Raw genomic sequence first — 21835 nt, forward strand, 5'->3', positions numbered from 1 at the left:
CTGTCGACCCCCGAAAAGGTTACCTCATTGAGCATCTTTATTATACTCCTGTAAGTTGCAAAGATAACAAACAATTAAATGTATTGGTAATTAAAATTAAGATTGATGAAATCCTGCAAAAGAATACTGGAAAATAATAAATATCATTCAATAAATAAAGGAAATTGGTAGAGGAATTAAAAACCCGTGCTGAACAGTCACAACGAGGGTTATTTATATATTCAATGTTTATAATGTGTTGGCGTGCAGCCGATTCCATCGTAAATTTTGTATGTTTATAGCATGATGAAGTATTTTTTGGCGGTAGGGCTTACCAGCCTCTTACTCTCAGCCAACGGACAACCACGGCAGGATAAAAAGCAGCCACGCACAGGAAAAACGACCACGCTTCAGCAAAGCCCCAAAACAGCGGCAGACCGCTGGGCGGATAGTGTGTTTCTGTCGCTTTCCCACGAAGAAAGGATCGCACAGCTCATTATGATCAGGGTGCACTCCAACCTGGGGGCCGACCATGTGGCTTCCGTGATCAGGGATATCCGCAACAACAAAATAGGCGGCCTCGTTACTTTCCAGGGCGGTCCGGTGCGGCAGGCGCAACTCGTCAATACCTATCAGAACATCAGCAAAACGCCGTTGCTCGTGGCGGTAGACGGCGAGTGGGGACTGGGGATGCGGTTCGTGGACAGCGTGATCTCATTTCCCCGTAACCTTATGCTGGGCGCGGTGCAGGACAGCTCGCTGATTTATGAAGTGGGCAAAGCCATCGGCGAACAGTGCAAACGCATGGGCATTCAATACAACTTCGCGCCCGTGCTCGATGTGAATAACAATCCGAATAACCCGGTGATCAATGACCGGTCGTTCGGGGAAGACAAATACCAGGTGGCGCGCCACGGCGTAGCTATCATCAAAGGCATGCAGGATGCGGGTATCATGGCCTGCGCCAAACATTTCCCAGGGCACGGCGATACCGATGTGGATTCCCACTACGACCTGCCTTCCATCAACAAAACATTGTCAGACCTCGATTCGCTGGAATTATACCCCTTCCGCAGGGCGATAGAAGCGGGTGTAGGCTCGGTGATGATCGCCCACCTGTATGTGCCGGCCATTGACAACAAAGCCAATACGCCTACTTCCATTTCCTACAAAACCGTTACCAACCTGCTGCAGAAAGACCTCGGGTTCGACGGGCTGATCGTGACGGATGCATTGGAAATGAAAGGCATTTCAAAATATTACAACAACGGGCAGGAATCGCTGCAATCGTTACTGGCGGGCAACGACCTGATGGAATTGCCTTCTACCGCCAAGGGTAGCATCACCGCCATCGCGCAGGCCATTAAAAAAGGGACTATCAGTAAAGAAGACGTGTACCGCCGGGTGAAAAAAGTGCTGCGCGCCAAATACGAACTGGGCCTGGCCAACCTGCAGCCCATCGACCCCGTGAACATCACGGCAGACCTGAATGCCGCCGTGCTGCCCTTACGGAAACGGGTATCCGAATCTGCCATCACCCTGCTGCGAAACGACAACCACCTGCTGCCGATGGCCGCCGGAAAAAAGATTGCCGTGCTGGCTGTTGGGGTTGACGGGGGGAACAACACCTTCGTGGAAGCCGTAAAACAATATCGCCCGGATGCCGATGCGTACGTATTTTCATCGCGCCAGTCTGAAGCCCAGGTGTCTGCCATGGTGAAGCGCCTGAAGGCCGATTACCAGGCGGTGATCATCGCCCTGCAGGACTATAGCCGCCGCCCCGCCAACGATTTCGGTATTACCCGTGCGGAAAAGGCGGTGATCAACCAGGTGCAGGAAGAAATGCCCGCTGTTGTGGTAGCATTCGGCAACCCGTATGCCATCCGCTTTTTCTGCGAAGCACCTACGGTGATCGCGGCGTACGAAGACGACAGCCTCACTCATAAGGCCGCCGCCGACGTGATTTTCGGCAAGCTGGAACCGAAAGGCAAACTGCCCGTGACGGTGTGCAACAATTTCAAATTCGGTACCGGTATCACATCCATCGTTCAGCCGGCAGTGCCTGCTCAACTTGAGTCCGCAGCACCGGAAACAGTGGGCATGAACCCGCTCGTGCTGCAACGCATTGATTCCCTGGCGTATGACATGATCAGCAAAGGCGCCGCTCCGGGTTGCCAGGTGCTGGTGCTCCGCAACGGCAAACAGGTGTATCATAAAAACTTCGGGTTTTACGACTACAGCCAGCGTGAGCCGGTTACCGACAGCTCCGTGTACGACCTGGCTTCCGTCACCAAAATATGCGCTACCACCATTTCGGTGATGCGTTTGTACGACGAGGGTAAACTGCAGCTCGATGCCACATTGGGCGCCTACCTGCCTTTTGTGCGCGGCACCGATAAGGAATACCTCCGCATCCGGGACATCCTCCTGCACCAGGCAGGGCTCGTGTCGTACATTCCTTTCTACAAGGAGGTGCTTTATGAGAACGGCTGGCCCGACAGTGTGTTGTTTAGCCAGATGCAGGACAGCCTACACACGCTGCGCGTGGCGGAAAATCTGTACATGACGCCGCGTTATACCGATACCATGTTCCGCCGGATACTTGACAGCAAGCTGCTGCCCGCCGGCCGCCAGTATATTTACAGCGACAATGATTTTATTTTCCTCGGGAAAATCGTGGAAGCGCTCACCGGCAAACGGCTGGACAACTATGTGCGCGAAACATTTTATGAGCCGCTTGGCCTCATCACTACCGGCTTTGAGCCGCGCAGCAGATTGCCGTTATCGCATCTGGTACCCACTGAATTCGAAAATAATTTCAGGGTGCAATGGATCCGGGGAGATGTGCACGACCCAGGCGCCGCGATGTTCGGGGGAGTAGCCGGGCACGCCGGGCTGTTTTCCAACGCCACCGACCTCGGTGTGCTGAGCCAGATGCTGGCCAATGGCGGCAGCTATAACGGAAGCGTATATATCAAACCCGAAACGCTGCAGCTTTTTTCTTCATACGGCAGCGGTATCAGCCGCCGCGGGTTGGGGTTCGACAAACCCGAGAAGGATAACGCCACCAGGCAGGAGCCTTATCCCGCCAAAAGCGCGTCACCGCTCACTTACGGGCATACCGGCTTCACCGGTACCTGTGTGTGGATAGATCCGCAGTACAACCTGGTGTTCATTTTCCTGAGCAACCGGGTTTGCCCCAACGGCGGTGCCAACACAAAAATCTCATTGCTCAGCGTACGGGGTAATATGATGGAAACGCTTTACCAGTCTATCATGTAAGCCGGTAGCAAAAATCATAAAAAAGCGGGTGTACCGGAAGTGGTGCACCCGCTTTTATTTTATACAACACGTTAGTCAACGGAAACCACGCGGTTTACCATCATCTGTGTTTTGATGTCGATAGCCTTTTCCAGTTTATTTTTTCCATTCCGTACCTCGAACGTATAAGCGCCATCCTCCAGGTTCTCTAAGTTGTAACGGGCTACAAACCTTGGTGAAGTGACCTGCAGGTCTTCTTTGTGCAGGGTGTTGTTGTTGCTGTCTTTGATATACAGCGTGAGTTTATCAAGTGTCGGGTTTTCGATGAACACCAGGAAGCGCAGGGCGGCATCTGCATCCTGCTGGATGTTCATTTTGGTTCCTTTCAGAACCAGGGCATTTTTTTCTTCGGGGGCTGCGGAAGTTTTAGGGTTTTCTTTGTGGGTTCCGGCATAGGCAAAGGTTTCACTTTGCGCGGTGGCTTGCATAGAAAAGCCTACAACAATGGCAGCAGCAGTAAGAAATTGTTTTGGCGAGAAAACAAAACTGTGTTTCATGATGGTCATTTGTTTAGATAGTTAACTTGTTCCTAAGTCGATGCAAAGCTCCTGTTCTGGCGTTAAGTCAACATTAAGGGGGTATTAAGTAAATGTGAGCAGATAGTTGCCTTAATGTTATGGACCATTTTTCTAAACTGGTGGAATACTCTTAAGCTGTTAATCTCGTTTTGGGACGTTAATCACATGTTAATTGGATGTCGAATGTACGACTTATGCACATGATATACACAAATTATTTGAGGGGCTTTACGGGATTAACAAATGTACTTTATACATTAACCCTGCCCATGCGCTTTCAGGCGCACAGGCAGGGCGGTAAAGGGAATCAGTACCCCGGGTTGGGGGTCATTTTGCTATTTCTGCGGATTTCTTCAGCCATGATTGGCAGAAGGTAGTGCTTCTTGGTGAACTTTCTTTCCTGGACGCCATTTGTTAATACTTTGTAAGTATATAGGAGTGTGTCCGGATTCAGTTTACCGTAAATCTCGATGGCTTTGGCCGGTCCGCTGAACACGGTTTCGGCAATCAGCCAGCGCCGGGCATCGAAGTAGCGGTGTTCTTCGAAAGCCAGTTCATAGCGGCGTTCGTAGCGGTACATCCTTTTGAGGGCGTCGCCCGTAACCGCCGCATCGAGGGCGGGCATGCCACCACGCGTACGGATTTCGTTAATAATGGTGCGGGCTTCGGCTTCGTTGCCCAGTTCCATCGTGGCTTCCGCGTAATTAAACAATATCTCCGCATACCGGAAAAAAGGCCAGGCCTGGTCGCCGCGGAAAAACTGTGCGTCGAGGTTGATATCCATAAACTTGCGCAAGTAGTAGCCGGTATAGCTGCCGTTCCAGTTTTCGATCGGTCCCTGGCGGGTATCCAGGCCATTCACCACTTCTATGCCGCCGCCATTTTTCTTTTCATATTTGCCGGTTTGTATAACACCCACCGGGTCGAGGCCGATCGCATCGCTGGGGCGTTTTTTCCATTTGGCGCCGTTATAAAGAATGGTGGCATAAAAGCGAGGGTCGCGGCTTTCATACGGCTTGGCCGCGTGCACGGGGTTGCTCCAGCTGAATTCCGAACCGTCCGCCATCTGGTACCCCTCCACGAAGTTTTCAAGCGGCACGTTGCCGCCCCAGTTGTGGTAACCGTTCGGCCCGTTGTACAAATCATGGCTGGTGCCGAGCTGCTGTTTGTTAAAGTACTTGCAGAAGATGATCTCTGAATTGTCTTTATCCAGGAATATGCGGGTGTAATTCTCCGAGGGTGAGGTGCCGGGTTTATACAGCGCGAAGGCCTTCGTCTGGATGAGATCATTGGCCGCGGCCCTTGCTTTGGCCCAGCGCGTGTCGCGCTCGGCTTTGCCTACCTGCACGTAGCCCCATTCGGGTTTGGTGTTGCCCGCCTGGTTGAACAGGTCGCTGGCGGCATATAACAGGATGCGCGATTTCAGGGCCATGGCGGCGAACTTATTGGCGCGGCCCTTGTTGTCGCGGTCGTGTACCTCCGGCAGGAGCTTGATAGCGCTGTCGCATTCGTTTACGATATACTGCACACATTCTTCAAAACTGTTGCGGGGGATAAGCATATTCTGCCCGTCGGTCAGTTTAAAGATCTGTGTCACCAAAGGCACACCACCCCAGTATTTCACCAGCATATGATAAAAATAGGCGCGCAGGAAATGCACTTCCCCGCGGAGGCGCTGACGCTGATCGTCTTTCAGATCCTTGGCGGTGCCCACCATTTCAAAAAAGATATTACAGTTGCGGATGGCTTTGTAATGTTTGTCCCACTCGCCGAAGAGGTTGAGCGCGCCAAGGTCTTCGGGGCTCATGGCCTCGGTAACGGACGTAGTGGTGCCGTAGTTATGGATAAAACGGGCCTCATCGGTCATCGAGCCCAGCATCACCTCGTTAAAGCCGTGGCGCATTTTGGTGTACAGGTCGTTGACGTAAGCCTGCACCAGGTTGGGGTCGCGCCAGACGTCTTCTTCCATAAATTCCGTCTGCGGTCTTTTTTCCAGGAGGTCTTTATTACAGGCCACCGAGCAAATGGCTATCAATAGGAGTATGTTTATGAATGTTTTCATAGCATGATTTTTTAGAAGGTTACGTTCAGGCCGGCGTTGAAGATTCTTGTTTGCGGGTAGTACTGTCCGCTGCCGGTGGGTGATTCGGGGTCGAAGATTTTCACTTTGTCGAACGTCAGCAGGTTTTGCCCGCTCACGTACACGCGGAGGTCTTCGAGCCCGGCTTTTTTACGCAGGGTTTGCGGAATGGTGTAGCCCAGTTCCAGCGTTTTGAGGCGCAGGTAGTTGGTGTTCCATAACCAGAACGTATTGGGCCTGCTCACCCAGTATTCCTTGTCGCGGTCGTACGGGCGCGGCATTGAACCGTTGGGGTTTTGCGGCGTCCAGCGGTCTTCCACGATTCGCATCGGGAAGTTGCCGATCAGCCCGGATTCGGTGCGGATGTACTGGCTGCTGCCTGTGGCTGCCTGCCAGAGCATGGTAAGGTCGAAATTGTGGAATTCTGCGCCCAGCGTAAGGCCGTAGTTCCAGAGCGGATATTCGGAACGGTTCACGCGCACCCGGTCGAGGTCATTGATCTGCCCGTCGTTATTCACATCCCTGAATATCACGTCGCCCGGCACTGCGCCGCCAACATGTGGGTATTTTTCGATTTCTTCCTTGTTTTTGAAAATACCGGTGGCCTCATAATACAGCGCCGCCCCGATCTGCCGGCCCGTGGAGCGCTGCCATTCGGGCACATTAGGCACCTCGTCCCAGAACACAATTTTGTTCTTTGCGTGTGATACGTTTGCTACGATTTCGTACTTGAATTTGTTGACGGTGCGCTTGTGCGAAATGTTCAGATCTACGCCCTGGTTCTGCACCTTGCCGATGTTTTCATCCGGCAGCGTTAAACCCGTGTAGATGGGCACGGAAGCGGAACGTTTGGTGAGAATGCTGGAGCGGTTGGTGCGGAAATACTCTGCTTCAACTGCGATGAGGCCGTTGAAAAATTTCGCTTCCACGGCCAGGTCGAGGTTATGTGATACTTCCCAGGTAATGCCCGGGTTGGGGATGCGGAGCGTGTAGATGCCCTGGTTCAGTTTGTCGCCGAACACGGAACCGCCATCGGCGATGCCGAAGGTATTCATATACTGGAAGGGGTTGACGAGGTCGTTCCCCATCTGCCCGTAGGAACCACGCAGTTTGAAATAGTCGATGGTAGTGCCCATGGCGCTTTTCCAGAAATTTTCGCGCGACACCACCCAGCCCGCAGATACGCCCGGGAAAAAGCCGAAGCGCCTGCCGGAGGGAAAGTTCTGGGAACCATCGTACCGCCAGTTGAAATCGAACAGGTATTTTTCGTCATAGTTGTAAGAAACGCGCCCGAAATAGTTCAGGCGGGCATAGTCGAATGCGCGGCCCGTGTTGTCTTTTTCTTCATTGCTGCCGGCAAAAAGTTGGTCCACCGCGCCGGAAATAAAATAGCGCCGCCTCGCCCAGAAGTTGTCGCCCTTGTTGGTGTTTTGCTCCACGGCGAGGATACCGGTCACGTTGTGTTTGCCGAAACTTTTGATGTAGTTGATCTTGGCGTTGAGCGTGACGTTCTGGTTCTGCCCGTACCATTCTTCCAGCTCCGGTGCGTTCACGCCGCGTTTGGAGGCCTCGAGCTTCGGTTGCCCGTTGGCGTCCATGCCCTGGTAGGTGTAGAGCGTCCAGGGTTTGATGAAACGTTTCTGGAAGTTGAAATTCTGATCGAGCGCGAAGTTGGCGTCGAGGAAGAGCCCGTCTACCTTGGGGATGTAGAGCACCACACCGAGGTTGCTGTTGATGACGTACGTCCTGTCGCGCTGATAACCGATTTCGTTGGTGCTGGTGACTACCGGGTTATCACCGTACTCAATGTCGGGCCCCGGCAGCCCGTTTGGCCAGCGCGCCGCTTCGGTGGGCCTGCCACGGAGCAGGGCGCGGAAAATGGAGCCGGCGCTGCGCGGCGGGAAATTCCGGTCTTCGAGTCGGCCAGCCACGTCCATCCGCACGGTGAGGTACTTGTTCACATTCGCGTCGAGGTTGATGCGGATGTTGTGCTGGCGGTACTTGGTGGCGCTTTTTTTGAAGATACCATCCTGGAAGAGTGTGCCGAGCGACACGTAATACACGAATTTATCCGAGCCGCCGCGCAGCGAAAGATCGTGGCGGTTCTGGCCGGAGAGGGGCTTCACCACCTCATCGATCCAGTCGGTATTCGGATGCCCCCAGGGGTCGGAGCCGTCGGCGAATTTTTTGATCCTTTCTTCCGAAAAGCTCGGCTGGTCGCCGGCGTTCACGTTGATTTCATTCACGATGCGCGCGTAAGTGGGCGCATCGGCCATTTTGGGCAGGCGGGTAGGCTGCGTGAGGCCCTGGTTGAAACTGTAGCTCAGCAGCGGTTTGCCTGTCCGCCCGCGTTTGGTGGTGATAAGAATAACACCGTTGGCCGCCCTTGAGCCGAAGATGGCGGCGGAGGCGTCTTTCAGCACCGATACGTTTTCGATGTCGTTCGGGTTGAGGCGCTGAAAACCATCGCGCGGAATACCGTCGATCACTACCAGCGGATCCGAATTGTTGAATGTACTGCGCCCGCGGATGAGAATGCGCGATCCGTCGTAGCCCGGTTCCCCGCTGCTGTTGATGGCCATCAGGCCCGAAACGCGCCCTACTAATGCGTTTGAAATGTTCACTGTTGGCGCCTGTTTGATCTCGGAGCCTTTGACGGTGCTGACGGAGCCGGTTTTCGTCACTTTTTTGGTGGTGCCGTAACCGGTCACAACATACTCGTCCAACTGTTTTTCTGTTTCTTTCAGCAGGATGCTGACGGAGGTGGAGCCATTTACATTGTACTCCTGCTGTTCGTACCCGATGAACTGGACGACCAGCACCGATTGCGGGTCTACATCGGGAATGGAGAAAGTCCCTTTTTCATCTGAAACGGTGCCCTTGGTGGAGCCCTTCACCCGCACGGTAACGCCCGGCAACGGAATGTTCTTGCCATCCCTGATTTTGCCTTTGACCGTGATGTTTTTCGGGGAAGTTCCTGTAGTTACCTGGGCATGGGAAACGGACATGCCTCCCGTGCAATACGCCATTGCGGCCAGCAGAAGGGCCGTGGCGAAACGTGGAATTTTTCGCATTGTGGGTTTTTTTAGGTGGGTTAAATAATAGTAACTTGATAAGTATCGTTTTAAAATTATCTTGTTTTTCTTTAAATATTTTCTAAATTAAGCGTAGGATGTACCCTTTCAATTGAAGAAAATAAAGGGTAACTTTCAGGAACGAATTCTTTTCACATGAAGCCACCCCTACTCATTGCTGTTGTACTGCTTGCTGGTATACTGTCGGCCTGTAAAAAGGAAAAGAGCCTGGAGGAGCCTGTAAAAACGGGCACCTGCGATTATGCACCTTACTCCACCGGTTCCACTTTTGCGTATGAGCAGGTGGCTATCGGGGCGCCGGACACGTTCAGGTATACCATGGAAGTGAAGGGAGACAGCGTTGTGGGGGGCAAAACTTTCCGTGTGCTGGAGACGGACGACGGGTCGGGCAGCATGTCGCTGTTCCGTTGCGGGGGCGGGGATTACATCCAACTGGCGGATGTGTCGGAACTGACCGGCACGCCGAGCGAACCGGTGCAGACTATTTACCTGAAAGATAATCTGGCGCTGGGGAAAACATGGGAGGAGGAGTTTATCATCGACCTGCCGATCATCGGCGAAATACCGCTCACCGTAACCTACACCATCATCCAGCGGGGCACCGGCAAAACCGTATTGGGCACAAATTATAAAGATGTGATTGGCGTACGGATGGACATTTCCGCCGATCCGTTTTTACCGGTTACGGAACTGAGCACGAATTATTATGCGAAAGGGGTGGGGCTGATTCAGCTCGACACAGACTCCGATACCACCCGTTTGAGATCTTACACTATCCGTTAGGGCATACGTATTCCTGGGATTTCTCCAACTACATGCAGCGTTCTCCGCGAAAAGGGAACCACTTCATCTTTGTACCGGCACCGGTCTATTAACATTCGATTGGATCCGCATTACCCGTTAACCGGCGCATTGTCTTTCCATGCCCAGAGGTACCGGCAGGCGTGAGTCCGATAGGGGGCCCATTTGGCCGACAGCTGCAACAGCTTTGCGCGATGCGCTTTTTTATCGGACGGATCGAGCTTGTACAATTTGTTCATGGCCTGCTGGATGCCCCAGTCATCTATAGCGAAAATATCTTCACGGCCGAGATAAAACATCAGCAGCATTTCGACAGTCCACTGCCCTACGCCTTTGATGCGGGTGAGGTAAGCGATCAGCTCGTCGTTGCTGAGTTTATGCAGTTTTGCGTCCGTCAGTTTTTCTTCCAGGACAAAACGTGCTACGTTATGCACATAGCTCACTTTGGCATTGGAGAGACCGATGCCGCGGAGGGTTTCGGGCGGCGTGTCGAGGATCTGCTGCGGGCGCGGTTCTTTGCCGTTGTAGAGCTGGAGGAAGCGGTTATAAATCACGTCCGCCACTTTCACCGACAGCTGCTGGCTCATGATGGAGCCGATCAGTTTCAGGGCGATGTTTTTCCGTATGGGCAATTCTTCCAGCGGCGAAAGAATGATCTTCCCCAGTTTTTTATCGCGGCTCAGGTGGGGAATGTAAATGTCATGATGTGTAGCCATACATTAATATTTAAAAGGCTCGCCGTACAGCACGTTTAACAAGGTCTGGCCAACGGCCCGGAGGGTTTGCGGATCTATAACGGAGAGGTTGTCGCTGGTGGTATGATGATGCGGCATCAGGCTGCCGTTGGGTTGCATCGCGATCACATCGAAGGTGGGGATTTTGGCGATCTGGTTCACGTAAGTGTGATCGTCTTCAATATACGGGGTTCCGCCCGGCGGTTCCGCGTAGGAAAAATAGCTGCTGTGCCCGCTGTTGTTGGCCACGTCCCAGAACATTTTCATGGGTGCATAGGCATACTGGCGGGAAGTGCCTTCCATAAAAAAGGTAGCGTTTCTTCCACCGACCATATCGAGCAGGATGCCGTATTCGGCCTTATAACCCGGTACATGCGGATTGCGGGCCCAATACTGGGTGCCGAGGCAATATTGCTGGTCGTAGTCTTCCGCGTCGGTAAGCAGCAGGTCAATGCCGTATTCCGGCCTGCGCGCATGCAGCTGGCGGGCGGTTTCGAGCAATATGCCCGCACCACTGGCGCCATCATCGGCGCCGTCCATCGGTTTGGTTTTATCGAAGGCGTCTTTGTCTGCCCTTGGCCGTGTATCCCAATGCGCCAGCAGTAAAATGCGGCGTTGCGCGGCAGGATTAAAAGCGGCTATGATGTTGATACAGGGCACTTCTTTCCCCGGCGTTACCTGCACTTTAGCGCGCTGTACATACACGGTATCCGCCCACGCGCGCAACGATGCGGTGAGCCAGGCCGCGCATTTCTCCTGGGCCGGCGTGCCGGGCACCCGAGGCCCGAAGGAGATCTGCCGTTCAATATTGGCATATGCGGAATCAGTGGCGAAAGCAGGGGCCTGCTTTCCGGCAGCGGCGGTGGAATCGGTTGCTGCCGGTTGTTTGGTGCCGGTGTTGCAGGCAGCCAGTGTGGCGGCCAAGATCAGCACCGCACAGGCTTTTCCGTATGTATTCAACAATGTAAAAGTCATTACTCGATTGCATAAGTTACCGTGCCGTCCTTCTCATCTTTCAGCTGGATGCCGATAGAGAGCAGCTGGTTGCGGATCTTGTCTGAAGTAGCGTAGTCTTTTTTGCCTTTGGCTTCCTTGCGGATGTCAATCAGCAGCTGGAGCACGCCTTCGAGCATATTGTTGTCTGCGGGCTTTTCGGGGCGCAGGCCAAGTATGTCGATGAGGTAGGTTTGCCAGGTTTGCTGCAACAGGGTGAAAGTACTTTCGCTGAGTTCATGCATTTTTACCTGTCCGCCACGGAGCGAATTGATCACGGGCGCCAGTTCGAACAGGTTGGCGAGCACTTTGGCGGTGCTGATGTCGTCGTTCATGGCGGTGGCGCAATCGCGGCACCATTCCTGCACCTGTTTGTCGAGCTCCTCGTTCACCGGAGAACCGTTGCCGGCGTACACCAGTTTCTGTAACACTTCATATGCGTACCAGAGGCGCTGCAACCCTTTTTCTGCGGCCTGCAGGGCTTCGTTGGAGAAGTCGAGCGTGCTGCGGTAGTGCGTCTGGAGAATGAAGAAGCGGATGGTCATGGGGCTATAACCCTGTTCCAGCAAGGGATGTGTGCCGGCGAACAGCTCCGTCAGGCGGATTACGTTGCCGTAGCTTTTGCCCATTTTTTTCCCGTTGATGGTAATCATGTTATTGTGCACCCAGTAGCGGGCCATCATTTCGCCGTTGGCAATCTCACTTTGGGCAATCTCGCATTCGTGGTGCGGGAACTGAAGGTCCATGCCGCCGCCGTGAATGTCGAATTGTTTGCCGAGGTATTTGCCGCTCATCGCCGAGCACTCGATGTGCCATCCCGGAAAACCTTCGCCCCAGGGGCTGGGCCAGCGCATGAGATGTTCCGGCGGGGCTTTTTTCCAGAGTGCAAAATCCACTTTGTTCCGCTTCTCTTCCTGGTTTTCGAGCTCACGGGTGGTTTCCAGCTGGTCTTCCAGCACTCGGCCGCTAAGGATGCCGTAGTGATGGCCCTCGGAATATTTTTTGACGTCGAAATACACGGAGCCGTTGGATTCATAGGCGAACCCGGCATCCATGATTTTTTTGATCATCTCGATTTGTTCAACGATGTGGCCGGTAGCCGTGGGCTCAATGCTCGGTTTGAGCGTGTTGAACTGGTCCATGGCCCAGTGGTAGAGGTTGGTATATTTCTGCACCAGTTCCATGGGCTCGAGTTTTTCGAGCAGCGCCACCTTGGCGATTTTATCTTCGGCGGCGCGGCCTTCTTCTTCGAAGTGGCCGGCATCGGTGATGTTTCTTACGTATCTCACCTTATACCCGAGGTGCTGCAGGTAGCGGTATACCACGTCGAAAGTGATGAAAGGACGGGCGTGGCCCAGGTGCGATTCTCCGGAAACGGTGGGACCGCACACGTACATGCCCACGTGACCGGGATATAGCGGTGTAAAAACTTCTTTCTGCCGGCTAAGGGTATTGTAGAATTTAAGCTGTTCTGACATATCAATTATTTCGCGTATTTCGGCTCGGCGAATTTCGCATTTTTAATGCCCCCAATTTCGAATTTTTTGTGCAAAAGGGGGAATAAAAATTACGAATGCGCTTTATCCGCAGTTATCTGAACGATAAATTGGCGATGACGGGGTAGTGGTCGCTCAGGTCGGAATGGATGGTCCGGAAGCCGTTCACGTCGAACCGGCGGTCGGCAAAAATGTAGTCGATCCGTAAAGTGGGCGAAAGTCCGGAAAAGGTTCTGCCGATGCCGCTGCCCTTTTTAAGGAACACGTCCTGAAGGTTGCCCCTGATTTTAAAATAGGTGTAGGAAGCGGGCGTATCGTTAAAGTCGCCGCAAACAATGACCGTGTGCGGACTGGTGCGGATGAAATCCGCCACGATGTTGGCCTGCCGGCTGCGCCGCGCCGAGGCGTCGCGCATTTTGTGCATAATGCCTTTGGCTGCCACCAGACCAGTATCTTCCTGTTTTTTGATCTTTTCGATGGACTGGTAGTCCTGCGCATTGAACCGGTACGATTCCAGGTGCATGTTGACGATGCGGATGGTGTCGCTTCCCCGCAGAATATCCGCATAAATGAGGCTTTCGCCCAGGGGGCCGGGGGAGAGCTTCACCTTGTCCGACTTCACGATGGGGAATTTTGAAAAAATGATGCTTCCCCAATGCTGGTTGCCATCGCGGTTGAAATCGCTGGAAAAGAAGCGGTAGGGCAGTTTCATTTCGTCGGAAATATCTTCCCGGTTGTTAAAATCGCCTTTTTTTTCCGAGGTGTAAAAGTCCTGCAGGCAAAGCACATCCGGCTGCTGTTCCCTGATAAGCCTGAACATGGCCTGGCGCGTGGGCTTGCTGTTTTTCTGGCTGTACAGCCCGAACAGGGCGACGTTGTAGCTCATCACGTTGAAGCTGCCCTCCGGCTTTTGCGTGGTTTCCCAGCGGGCCGGCCAGCGGAAGCTGAAAAAAGCGGACACCGACTTCCAGCCGATGACCAGCGCCACCAGCGGAATGAGGGCATATCGTGGATGAAAGATGAGCCAGAATATGAGGAATAAAACGAGGATGACAAGCAGGAACGGGAATCCCAGCGTGATAAAACTGATAGGCCAGAACCTAACCGGCGAGATAAAGGGAGCCAGGCAGGCCAGCAGGAAAAACAGAACAGTTACCACGTTCAGGGTCAGGAAAAACCCCTTTGTAAAAAGTCGTAAAAATTTCAACAGGCAGTTTGTTTGGCCGCTATAAATTTAACGCATTAAAAAACAAGCTGTTAATAAATTATTTGCCGCTTGATAAACGGGTCATCACCGGAAAATGTTCAAATCCTTTACGGCGGTAGATAAAAAAGTTATCAACGTTAAAATGCCGGTCTGCAAAGATATAATCTATCCGGAGGTTTGGCGCGAGGGCGGAAAACGTCCTTCCCAGCCCGGCGCCCTTCGCCAGGAATGCATCCTGCAGGTTGCCGCGCACCGTTTTGTAGGTAAAAGAAACGGGTACGTCGTTGAGGTCGCCCACTACAATAAGGGGATCTGTCGATGCAGTAATTTCATCACGTAAAATCTGTGCCTGTTGGGAGCGAGGTCCAAACGAGCGCCGCATTTTATTGGCTACTTTGCGCACCAGGCCTTTGGGTGAGGTGAGCACCGCATAATCCTGTTGCCGGAGCTTGTAGGAAGCCAGGTGGCCGGAGAGCAGCCGCACCGTGTCTTTGCCAATCAACAGCCGGGCGCGCATCAATACTTCGAACGGGCCCGCATTCGGCAGCGGTACGTTGGCCGTGTCTATGATGGGAAAGCGGGAAAAGAGCACCGAGCCATAATGCCATGTTTCCATGATGGTGAATTGACGGATAAAGTAGTAATGCCCGTAGTTCAGTTTTTTACGGATGTTGTTGATATGATTGATGAAATCTGCCTCAGCATGGGTGAAAAATTCCTGCAGGCAAAGAATGTCCGGGCTCGCTTTTTCAAGTTCCTCATATATGCGCACCTGCTCCAGGGTATCGATAAGATATCCGTTGAGCCCCATGCTGCTGCAGTTGAACGTCATGACCGTAAATGAGCCGGGACTGGGTTTGCTGCTGCTGCTGGTAAAGTGGAACCCCCAGCTGGTGATAAGGCCGGGCAGGGTGAGCAATAATGCGGGAATGGAAATGAGCCAGTATTTGCGCCGGTAAAACAGCCAGATGGGGATAATGAAAAGGCAGATGAGCCACAGGAAAATGAAGGGCAAGCCGGCAAAGCCCGCGGGCGAGAATGAGGCGGGATCGATAAATGTCAGGAAAAATGAAAGCAGCAGCGCTATGGCGAGGGATACATTGCTCCACAGCAACAAACGCCGGATGATGACACGAATGAGTTTCACTTTTGGGGAAATATGTTGGCTAAAGTTAGGGACTCAGGAGCACAATTAATAGTCCTCCCCATTTTCTTTGCTGGCGCGGAGCAGAGTTTCCCGCTCTTCCGGTGTAAGGCTTTGCAGGCCCTGGTCGTTGATTTTATCGAGCAGTTCGTTGAGTTTATGTTCCGGAACCGTGCCCACTTTCTGAAAAGGGGTGGTGGCAGTGGGTTTCGACGGTTCGAGGTACTCTTCTTTGAGTATTTCCTTCTGTTCTTTGGGGTGGAAAATATGACCTGCGTTGAAAATCACTTTATTGACCGGCGCGCCCCAGTTGCGGCCTTTTTTGTATTGGGCGATAAACATAAAGCCCATAAAGGCGCCGCCCAGCAGGAACAGGCTTCCGGCGATGGAGGGGTAGCGGTCGGAGGTGGCAAGGCTGGTAATGTGGAGTGCCAGGAACACGACGGAAAGCACCCATACCGGGATGCCGCCTTTCAGCAGGAGGGGAAACACGCGATGGCGCGGAGCCAGGGTGGTAACGCCCACGGCCATTGCCATTACACCCGCTCCCGCTCCGATAATGCTGCCCGAGGGGATATAGACGCGCAGGCCGGGAACCAGGTTGATGCCGGCCATGAAAAATGCCATGCCGCTTAAACCGCCAAAGAGATATACCGGTACGATGAGGCGGAAACCGCCGATGTTTTGAAGAATGGAGCCGAAGCAGAAAAGCCATACGAGGTTACTGAACACGTCCCAGAAGCCCGTATGGGCGAACATGGCGGTCAGGGGCGTCCATGGCTTGGTAAGGAGCACTTTCGGATCTGCGGGAAACTGGGTATTGGCCATGATGTCCCGCTCGAAGGCTGCCAAGCCGGTGTTTTCCATCTGGTAAATGATCTTGATGAAAAACAAGAGGATGAATACGGTGATATTCAGGAGCAGCAGCTGGGTTACCATGTTCCTCTCTTCCCCCAATGATAGCCGGGGCATCCGCTCTTTTTCTGCTACTTGCATGGCTATGGTGTTTATGTTACAAATTTAGGCATTTTGCCGTTAATAGAACGTCCGGCGGTTCCGTTTGTTCCATATCTTCAGCAAAATGTATGCAAATAATACGCCACCCAGGTGGGCAAAATGCGCTACGTTGTCGCCAGCGGAGTTTTTGAAGCCGAGGTACAGCTCCATCAGGATGTAGCCACCCACGAAATACTTGGCTTTGATCGGGAAGGGGATAGGCAATATAAAAAGGTAGCTATTCGGGAAGAGGTATCCAAAGGCGAACAGTACACCGAAAACCGCGCCGGAAGCGCCGACGGTGGGCGTATTTTTATAGATTTCTACGGAATAGGATAGCAGTACCCGGGCCTGGCGCACCATATCGAAAGATTCCGGTGGCTGCACGCTCCAGGCTTCCCGGAAGCCGCCCATGGTAAAATCCTGTGGTCCCAGGCTGAACCGGTAGCCGCTGATCCCGAATTTGTCGACGATGTTTGAAAAAGCCGCATAGGTGGGATTATTGTTAAAATCCTGCACCGCGGTGGAGAACCGCATATTGTCGTACGTAATCACCCCCATATGGCAGAGTGCGGCTCCTAGTCCGCAGACCATATAAAATATCAGAAAACGTTTTGGCCCCCAGTTGTTTTCGAGTACGCTGCCGAACATCCAGAGCGCGAACATATTCGAAAACAGGTGCCAGAAACCGCCATGCATGAAGAGGTGGGTCACAAACTGGTGGGGGCGGAACAACTCCGAACCCCAGTAGTGCAGGCCGAACAGCTCAGTTAGGTCGATCCGCATGATGTTTTCAAGGGTCACCTGTGCGAGGAAAACCAATCCGTTGATGATCAGCAGATTTTTGATTACCAGGGGCAACATCTGAAACCTGCCGGGCCTGAATTCACTCATTTCGTGTATACTTATGCGTTATGGTTACTAATATTTTCTCTGCAACAGCACCACGTTCTCAATGTGGTGGGTATGCGGGAACATGTCTACCGCCTGTACTTTTTCAACGGTATATTTTTCGGCCAGCAAAGCCAGGTCCCTGGCCTGCGTAGCGGGATTACAGGATACGTACACAACGCGCGGGGCGGCCACTTCAAGCAGTTTTGCCGTCAGCTTTTCGTGCATGCCGGCACGGGGCGGATCGGTGATGATCACATCAGGGGCGCCGTGTTCGGCAAAAAAAGCGTCGTCGCAGATATCTATGACATCCCCTGCAAAAAACGCAGCATTTTCTACATTGTTCGCTGCCGCATTTTCTTTTGCGTCTGCAATGGCTTCAGGAATCAGCTCTATGCCAATTACCTTGCCAGCCTGCCGCGACACAAATATGCCGATGCTGCCGGTGCCGCAATACAGGTCGTACACCGTTTCCTTGCCGGTAAGCCCCGCAAAGTCGCGGGTCACCCTGTACAGGGCTTCGCCCTGATAGGTATTGGTCTGGAAAAACGATTTGGGGCCTATTTTAAAGGTAAAGTCCTCCAGCTTTTCCTCCACATATCCTTTCCCGAAAAACACTTTCGGTTCCAGGTCAAAGATACTATCATTCTTTTTGGGATTGATGGTGTACAGCAGGGTGGTAATACCGGGCACGGTGGCCAACAGGTGGTTCAGCAGGGCTTCTCGCTCTGCTTTCAGTTCGTGGTGAATCACGAGGTTGACCATCACTTCGCCGGTAGTGCAGATGCGCAATACCAGGTTACGGAGCCAGCCCTCCTGCTGGCGGATATCGTAAAACGGCAGCTGGTGCGCTTCGGCCCAGCTCCGGATGGTATTTTTGATCAGGTTGGCCGGCTCTTCCTGCAGGTGGCAGGTCCGGATATCGAGCACTTTGTCGAACAGCCTGGGGATATGGAACCCCAAAGCGTTGCGCTTTGGCCATTGTTCGCCGGCTTCGGCGATTTCTTCGTTGGTGAGATAGGCTTTGTTGGAAAAGGTGAACTCCAGCTTGTTGCGGTAATGCCGCGTTTTGGCGGCACCGAGGATGGGCGGCATTTCCGGCAGGGCCAGGTGGCCGATGCGTTGTAAATGGTCGGTTACCTGCTGTTGTTTGTACTGCAACTGCAATTCATAAGGCAGCATCTGCCATTTACATCCCCCGCACAGCCCGAAATGCTGGCAAAACGGGTCGACGCGCTGCGGGGAAAGGCTCCGTATTTTAATGGCTTTCCCTTCGGCCCAGTCTTTTTTATTTTTACCCAGCCTGACATCTACGACATCTCCGGGCACTACGCCGCCTTCAATAAAAACAACTTTACCGTCTACCCTTGCCAGCGCTTTGCCCTCAGCGGCGTAAGCGGTTACGGGCACATTTTCCAGTACTACATTTTTTTTCCTCACGGGTGCAAAGGTAGGACGGTTTTTGCTACTTTTATCTCACCTATGCAAAAACTGCTATTCTTCTTCTGCTGCCTCTGCAGCGCATTATCCCTGCAGGGACAGGGTTACAATATCACGGTTCAGCTGAAAGGGTATACCGGGGGTACCGTTTACCTGGGCCACTACATGGGGAAAAGCACTTATGTAATGGATTCCGCCCAATTGAACCAGCAGGGCACCGCTGTGTTGGAGGGCAAAGAAACCCAGCCCGGCGGCATCTACCTGATCGTTCTGCCGGGCAAACAGCGCTTTTTTGAAATACTGCTCGATAAAGAGACCACTTTTTCCATCATTGCTGATACCAGTGACCTCATCCGGAAAACGGAATTCAAACAATCCGCCGACAATGCCCTGTTTGCTGCCTACAACCGCTACATTGCCGGCATGGCCGACCAGATGGACGAGGTGCGCCGCCAGCTGGGTGCGGCCCGCACCCAGCTGGACACGGCAAAGGCCAGGGCCGCGTCCGAAGGGATAGGTAAAAAGCTGCAGCAATACCGTACGGATATTATCGCCAAACATCCTAAAACCCTTCTTGCCGCCATTTTCAGGGCCATGCGCGAGCCGGAAGTGCCACCCATGCCCAAAAAGGCTGACGGTTCGCTGGACTCCACCTATCCCTACCGCTACTATAAAGCCCATTATTGGGATGATGTGGACCTGGCCGATGGCCGCCTTGTGCGCACACCCGTGCTGGAAGCCCGGCTGGGGCGGTACTTTAACCAGCTGGTGGCACCCGTGCCCGATTCCGTGATTGCCGAGGCCGATAAACTGGTCGCCAGAACAAAAAAGGATAAGGAAAGCTTCAAGTTCATGGTGTGGTGGCTCACCCAAACCTATGAATCTTCCCAGATCATGGGAATGGATGCCGTTTTTGTGCACGTTGTGGAAAAATATTACGTCACCAACCAGGCGTATTGGGTGAACGAAGAACAGAAAGAAAAGATCATTTCCCGCGCCTACACCATCGCCCCGAACCTCATCGGCCAGAAAGCCGCACAACTGGTGCTGCAGGACACATCCGGCCGCCGCACGTCGTTGTACGACATCAAATCGAAGTACACCGTGATCGTATTCTGGGATCCCACCTGCGGGCACTGTATAACGGAGGTGCCTAAACTGGATTCCGCTTACAAGGCCAGCTGGAAAAAACAGGGCGTCACCATGCTCGGCGTAAAAACAGAGGGCACGAAAGAAGAGTGGAGCGGCTTCATCCGCGATAAAAAGCTCACCGGCTGGATTCACGCCTGGGACCCCGGGTACACCAGTAACTACCGCAAATTCTATGATGTGTACTCAACGCCCGTTGTGTACCTGCTGGATGCCAATAAAAAAATACTGGCCAAACGATTGGGTGTGGAACAACTGGATGGCTTTCTGCAACGGGAGGCCGGAGAGGCCGCTAAAAGGACCCGGTAATTAATTGAATTACAAATCGTTATAGGCTGTTGAATTCCCTTTGGCACGTTCTTTGGAAAGTCTTAGTCATCACCAAAACACAAGGTTATGACGAAAAAGATTGTTCTTTCATGTATGGCTCTCGGTTTATCCGTAGCCGCAATGGCACAGGTCAGAGTAGGGGTGAAAGGCGGTTGGAATGTCGCCAATATTACGAACACCAACAGCGGTGGCGTAGATAACAGTCGCTCTTTAAATTCTTTCCACATAGGTGCCGTTGCAGACCTCCCGCTCTCACCAGTCCTGTCGCTGCAACCGGGCGTATTTTACACCGGTAAGGGTGCAAAGCTGACAGGCGGAAACACAGACGGCAATACTTATTACAAAACCACCACCAATCCGCAGTACATCGAAATCCCGGTCAATTTCGTGGGTAAGATTCCTGTAGGGGACCAGACCAAGCTCTTTTTGGGTATCGGCCCATACGCCGCGTTCGGTGTTGGCGGTAAAAACAAATGGGAAACCAGTTTGGCCGGCGTAAAAACCAGCGGTGAGTCGAACATCAAATGGGACGACGACACACCTTTCAACGATGGTGACCAGAATAAGGGTTACGACAAATACAAACGTTTTGATTATGGTGGCAACATCATGGCAGGTGCCGAATTCGGTAACTTCCTCGTTTCCGCGCAATACGGCATGGGGTTTGGTAAGATACTCTCCGGAACCGACAACAGTTCGGACGACAAGAGCAAGAACAGGGTGTGGACGTTTTCAGTCGGTTACCTGTTTGGCGGAACCAAGTAAACAATTTTGCATCTCATGAGTTATCATTTCATCCTGACTATATATAAATCTGTCTAAAACAACAAAAGCAAATCATGAAAAAATTAGCATTATCCGTTGCTGCCTTGCTGATAGCCGGAGCTACCTTTGCCCAGGTGAAGTTTGGGGTAACCGCAGGACCTAGTTTTTCCAGCGTGACCACCAAAAACGGCGGGAATAAGGAAACAAGCAAACTGATGACTGGTTTAAGAGCAGGCGTAACAGTAGACATTCCACTGGCGGATGATTTTTATGTTCAGCCGAGCCTGCTCTACGTAGGGAAAGGCGGTAACGATCTCAGGGACGTAGACCTGAAAGCCCGCATTCACTACCTGGAGCTGCCGATCAACTTCATGTACAAACCCGAAGTGGGTAACGGCAACCTGTTCATCGGCCTTGGCCCCTACATCGCATATGGGCTGGGCGGTAAATGGGAAGGCCAGCTGTTCGGTACTACCGTTAGCCGGGATATCGAATGGGGCGACGGAAAAGACCTGAAAAGAATGGATGCCGGCGCAAACTTCCAGTTCGGGTATGAATTCCCGATGGGCTTTAACGTAGGTTTGTTTACGGACCTCGGACTGGTGAACATCTCCGGGCCCGATAACGATGATACCTTTAAAAATACCTCCTTCGGGCTGACCCTGGGGTATAAGTTCGGCGGCCGTTAATTCTTCCGTCCGGCATAAATTAACGAGGTAGTGAGACCTGTTCGCAGGTCTTGCTACCTTTTTTTGTTAATGACCGAACCTTTTGGCCGGCACCCTTGTTTTTTCTCTGGCTTTGCTGTATGATGGCCGACCTGGACATAATCTCGATTAAATTAGTGTAAATATTCTATCGCGGGAGGAGCGGGGTACTAGAAATCAAAAAAGTTT

16 protein-coding genes are annotated in these 21835 nt (G+C 52.7%); 5 read left to right on the plus strand and 11 right to left on the minus strand.

The genetic code is table 11. The features are described 5' to 3' along the window. Positions 1–282 precede the first annotated feature (282 nt). Complete coding sequence (locus tag EGT74_RS09310) at positions 283–3261, plus strand: glycoside hydrolase family 3 N-terminal domain-containing protein (protein WP_123846234.1); 2979 nt, start codon at positions 283–285, stop codon at positions 3259–3261. 71 nt (positions 3262–3332) lie between these two features. On the opposite strand, the gene EGT74_RS09315 is transcribed toward EGT74_RS09310, so the two are convergent. From EGT74_RS09315 to EGT74_RS09325, 3 genes are all read right to left on the minus strand, one after another. Further along, positions 3333–3797, minus strand: a complete 465-nt coding sequence (locus EGT74_RS09315; protein WP_123846235.1) for a hypothetical protein — start codon at positions 3795–3797, stop codon at positions 3333–3335. 328 nt (positions 3798–4125) lie between these two features. After that, the gene (locus tag EGT74_RS09320) at positions 4126–5880 is read right to left on the minus strand and encodes a RagB/SusD family nutrient uptake outer membrane protein (protein WP_123846236.1); all 1755 of its coding nucleotides are present in this window, start codon (positions 5878–5880) and stop codon (positions 4126–4128) included. 11 nt (positions 5881–5891) lie between these two features. Then, on the minus strand, positions 5892–8972 hold the full coding sequence (locus EGT74_RS09325) for a SusC/RagA family TonB-linked outer membrane protein (protein ID WP_123846237.1): 3081 nt from the start codon (positions 8970–8972) through the stop codon (positions 5892–5894). A gap of 156 nt (positions 8973–9128) precedes the next feature. On the opposite strand from EGT74_RS09325, the gene EGT74_RS09330 reads away from it, so the two are divergent. Next, the gene (locus EGT74_RS09330; protein ID WP_123846238.1) at positions 9129–9776 is read left to right on the plus strand and encodes a hypothetical protein; all 648 of its coding nucleotides are present in this window, start codon (positions 9129–9131) and stop codon (positions 9774–9776) included. 110 nt (positions 9777–9886) lie between these two features. On the opposite strand, the gene EGT74_RS09335 is transcribed toward EGT74_RS09330, so the two are convergent. From EGT74_RS09335 to rlmD, 8 genes are all read right to left on the minus strand, one after another. Further along, a complete protein-coding gene (locus EGT74_RS09335; RefSeq protein ID WP_123846239.1) occupies positions 9887–10510 on the minus strand; it encodes a DNA-3-methyladenine glycosylase family protein in 624 nt (207 codons plus the stop codon). Positions 10511–10513: 3 nt separating this feature from the next. After that, positions 10514–11503 (minus strand): M28 family peptidase, encoded by a 990-nt coding sequence (locus EGT74_RS09340; RefSeq protein ID WP_123846240.1) that lies wholly within the window; start codon positions 11501–11503, stop codon positions 10514–10516. After that, positions 11503–12999: a cysteine--tRNA ligase gene (cysS, locus tag EGT74_RS09345; RefSeq protein ID WP_123846241.1), complete on the minus strand. Its 1497-nt coding sequence runs from the start codon at positions 12997–12999 to the stop codon at positions 11503–11505. Before cysS ends, EGT74_RS09340 begins: the two co-directional genes overlap by 1 nt. A 112-nt stretch (positions 13000–13111) precedes the next feature. Then, the gene (locus EGT74_RS09350) at positions 13112–14224 is read right to left on the minus strand and encodes an endonuclease/exonuclease/phosphatase family protein (RefSeq protein ID WP_123846242.1); all 1113 of its coding nucleotides are present in this window, start codon (positions 14222–14224) and stop codon (positions 13112–13114) included. Positions 14225–14282: 58 nt separating this feature from the next. Next, entirely contained in the window at positions 14283–15371 is a 1089-nt protein-coding gene (locus EGT74_RS09355) for an endonuclease/exonuclease/phosphatase family protein (protein WP_123846243.1), read from the minus strand. A gap of 45 nt (positions 15372–15416) precedes the next feature. Beyond that, entirely contained in the window at positions 15417–16364 is a 948-nt protein-coding gene (locus EGT74_RS09360; RefSeq protein ID WP_123846244.1) for a rhomboid family intramembrane serine protease, read from the minus strand. A gap of 39 nt (positions 16365–16403) precedes the next feature. Further along, positions 16404–17258 (minus strand): rhomboid family intramembrane serine protease, encoded by an 855-nt coding sequence (locus EGT74_RS09365; protein ID WP_220392831.1) that lies wholly within the window; start codon positions 17256–17258, stop codon positions 16404–16406. A 27-nt stretch (positions 17259–17285) separates the two neighbouring features. Next, on the minus strand, positions 17286–18695 hold the full coding sequence (rlmD, locus tag EGT74_RS09370) for a 23S rRNA (uracil(1939)-C(5))-methyltransferase RlmD (protein ID WP_123846245.1): 1410 nt from the start codon (positions 18693–18695) through the stop codon (positions 17286–17288). Positions 18696–18737: 42 nt separating this feature from the next. Between rlmD and EGT74_RS09375 the strand changes: the two genes are divergently transcribed. From EGT74_RS09375 to EGT74_RS09385, 3 genes are all read left to right on the plus strand, one after another. Further along, positions 18738–20153 (plus strand): TlpA family protein disulfide reductase, encoded by a 1416-nt coding sequence (locus EGT74_RS09375; protein ID WP_123846246.1) that lies wholly within the window; start codon positions 18738–18740, stop codon positions 20151–20153. Positions 20154–20240: 87 nt separating this feature from the next. Then, on the plus strand, positions 20241–20939 hold the full coding sequence (locus EGT74_RS09380) for a porin family protein (RefSeq protein WP_123846247.1): 699 nt from the start codon (positions 20241–20243) through the stop codon (positions 20937–20939). Positions 20940–21013: 74 nt separating this feature from the next. Further along, positions 21014–21628, plus strand: a complete 615-nt coding sequence (locus tag EGT74_RS09385; protein ID WP_123846248.1) for a porin family protein — start codon at positions 21014–21016, stop codon at positions 21626–21628. Positions 21629–21835: the final 207 nt, after the last annotated feature.

Origin of the sequence: Chitinophaga lutea (genome assembly GCF_003813775.1) — a bacterium.
Taxonomy (GTDB): domain Bacteria; phylum Bacteroidota; class Bacteroidia; order Chitinophagales; family Chitinophagaceae; genus Chitinophaga; species Chitinophaga lutea.

Excerpts from the sequence above, each read along its gene's own strand:
- EGT74_RS09385 (WP_123846248.1), top strand. The coding sequence starts at position 21,014 with ATGAAAAAATTAGCATTATCCGTTGCTGCCTTGCTGATAGCCGGAGCT.
- cysS (WP_123846241.1), bottom strand. The coding sequence starts at position 12,999 with ATGTCAGAACAGCTTAAATTCTACAATACCCTTAGCCGGCAGAAAGAA.
- EGT74_RS09320 (WP_123846236.1), bottom strand. The coding sequence starts at position 5,880 with ATGAAAACATTCATAAACATACTCCTATTGATAGCCATTTGCTCGGTG.
- EGT74_RS09315 (WP_123846235.1), bottom strand. The coding sequence starts at position 3,797 with ATGAAACACAGTTTTGTTTTCTCGCCAAAACAATTTCTTACTGCTGCT.
- EGT74_RS09360 (WP_123846244.1), bottom strand. The coding sequence starts at position 16,364 with ATGCAAGTAGCAGAAAAAGAGCGGATGCCCCGGCTATCATTGGGGGAA.
- EGT74_RS09335 (WP_123846239.1), bottom strand. The coding sequence starts at position 10,510 with ATGGCTACACATCATGACATTTACATTCCCCACCTGAGCCGCGATAAA.
- EGT74_RS09340 (WP_123846240.1), bottom strand. The coding sequence starts at position 11,503 with ATGACTTTTACATTGTTGAATACATACGGAAAAGCCTGTGCGGTGCTG.
- EGT74_RS09365 (WP_220392831.1), bottom strand. The coding sequence starts at position 17,258 with ATGAGTGAATTCAGGCCCGGCAGGTTTCAGATGTTGCCCCTGGTAATC.
- EGT74_RS09325 (WP_123846237.1), bottom strand. The coding sequence starts at position 8,972 with ATGCGAAAAATTCCACGTTTCGCCACGGCCCTTCTGCTGGCCGCAATG.
- EGT74_RS09380 (WP_123846247.1), top strand. The coding sequence starts at position 20,241 with ATGACGAAAAAGATTGTTCTTTCATGTATGGCTCTCGGTTTATCCGTA.
- EGT74_RS09375 (WP_123846246.1), top strand. The coding sequence starts at position 18,738 with ATGCAAAAACTGCTATTCTTCTTCTGCTGCCTCTGCAGCGCATTATCC.
- EGT74_RS09310 (WP_123846234.1), top strand. The coding sequence starts at position 283 with ATGATGAAGTATTTTTTGGCGGTAGGGCTTACCAGCCTCTTACTCTCA.
- EGT74_RS09330 (WP_123846238.1), top strand. The coding sequence starts at position 9,129 with ATGAAGCCACCCCTACTCATTGCTGTTGTACTGCTTGCTGGTATACTG.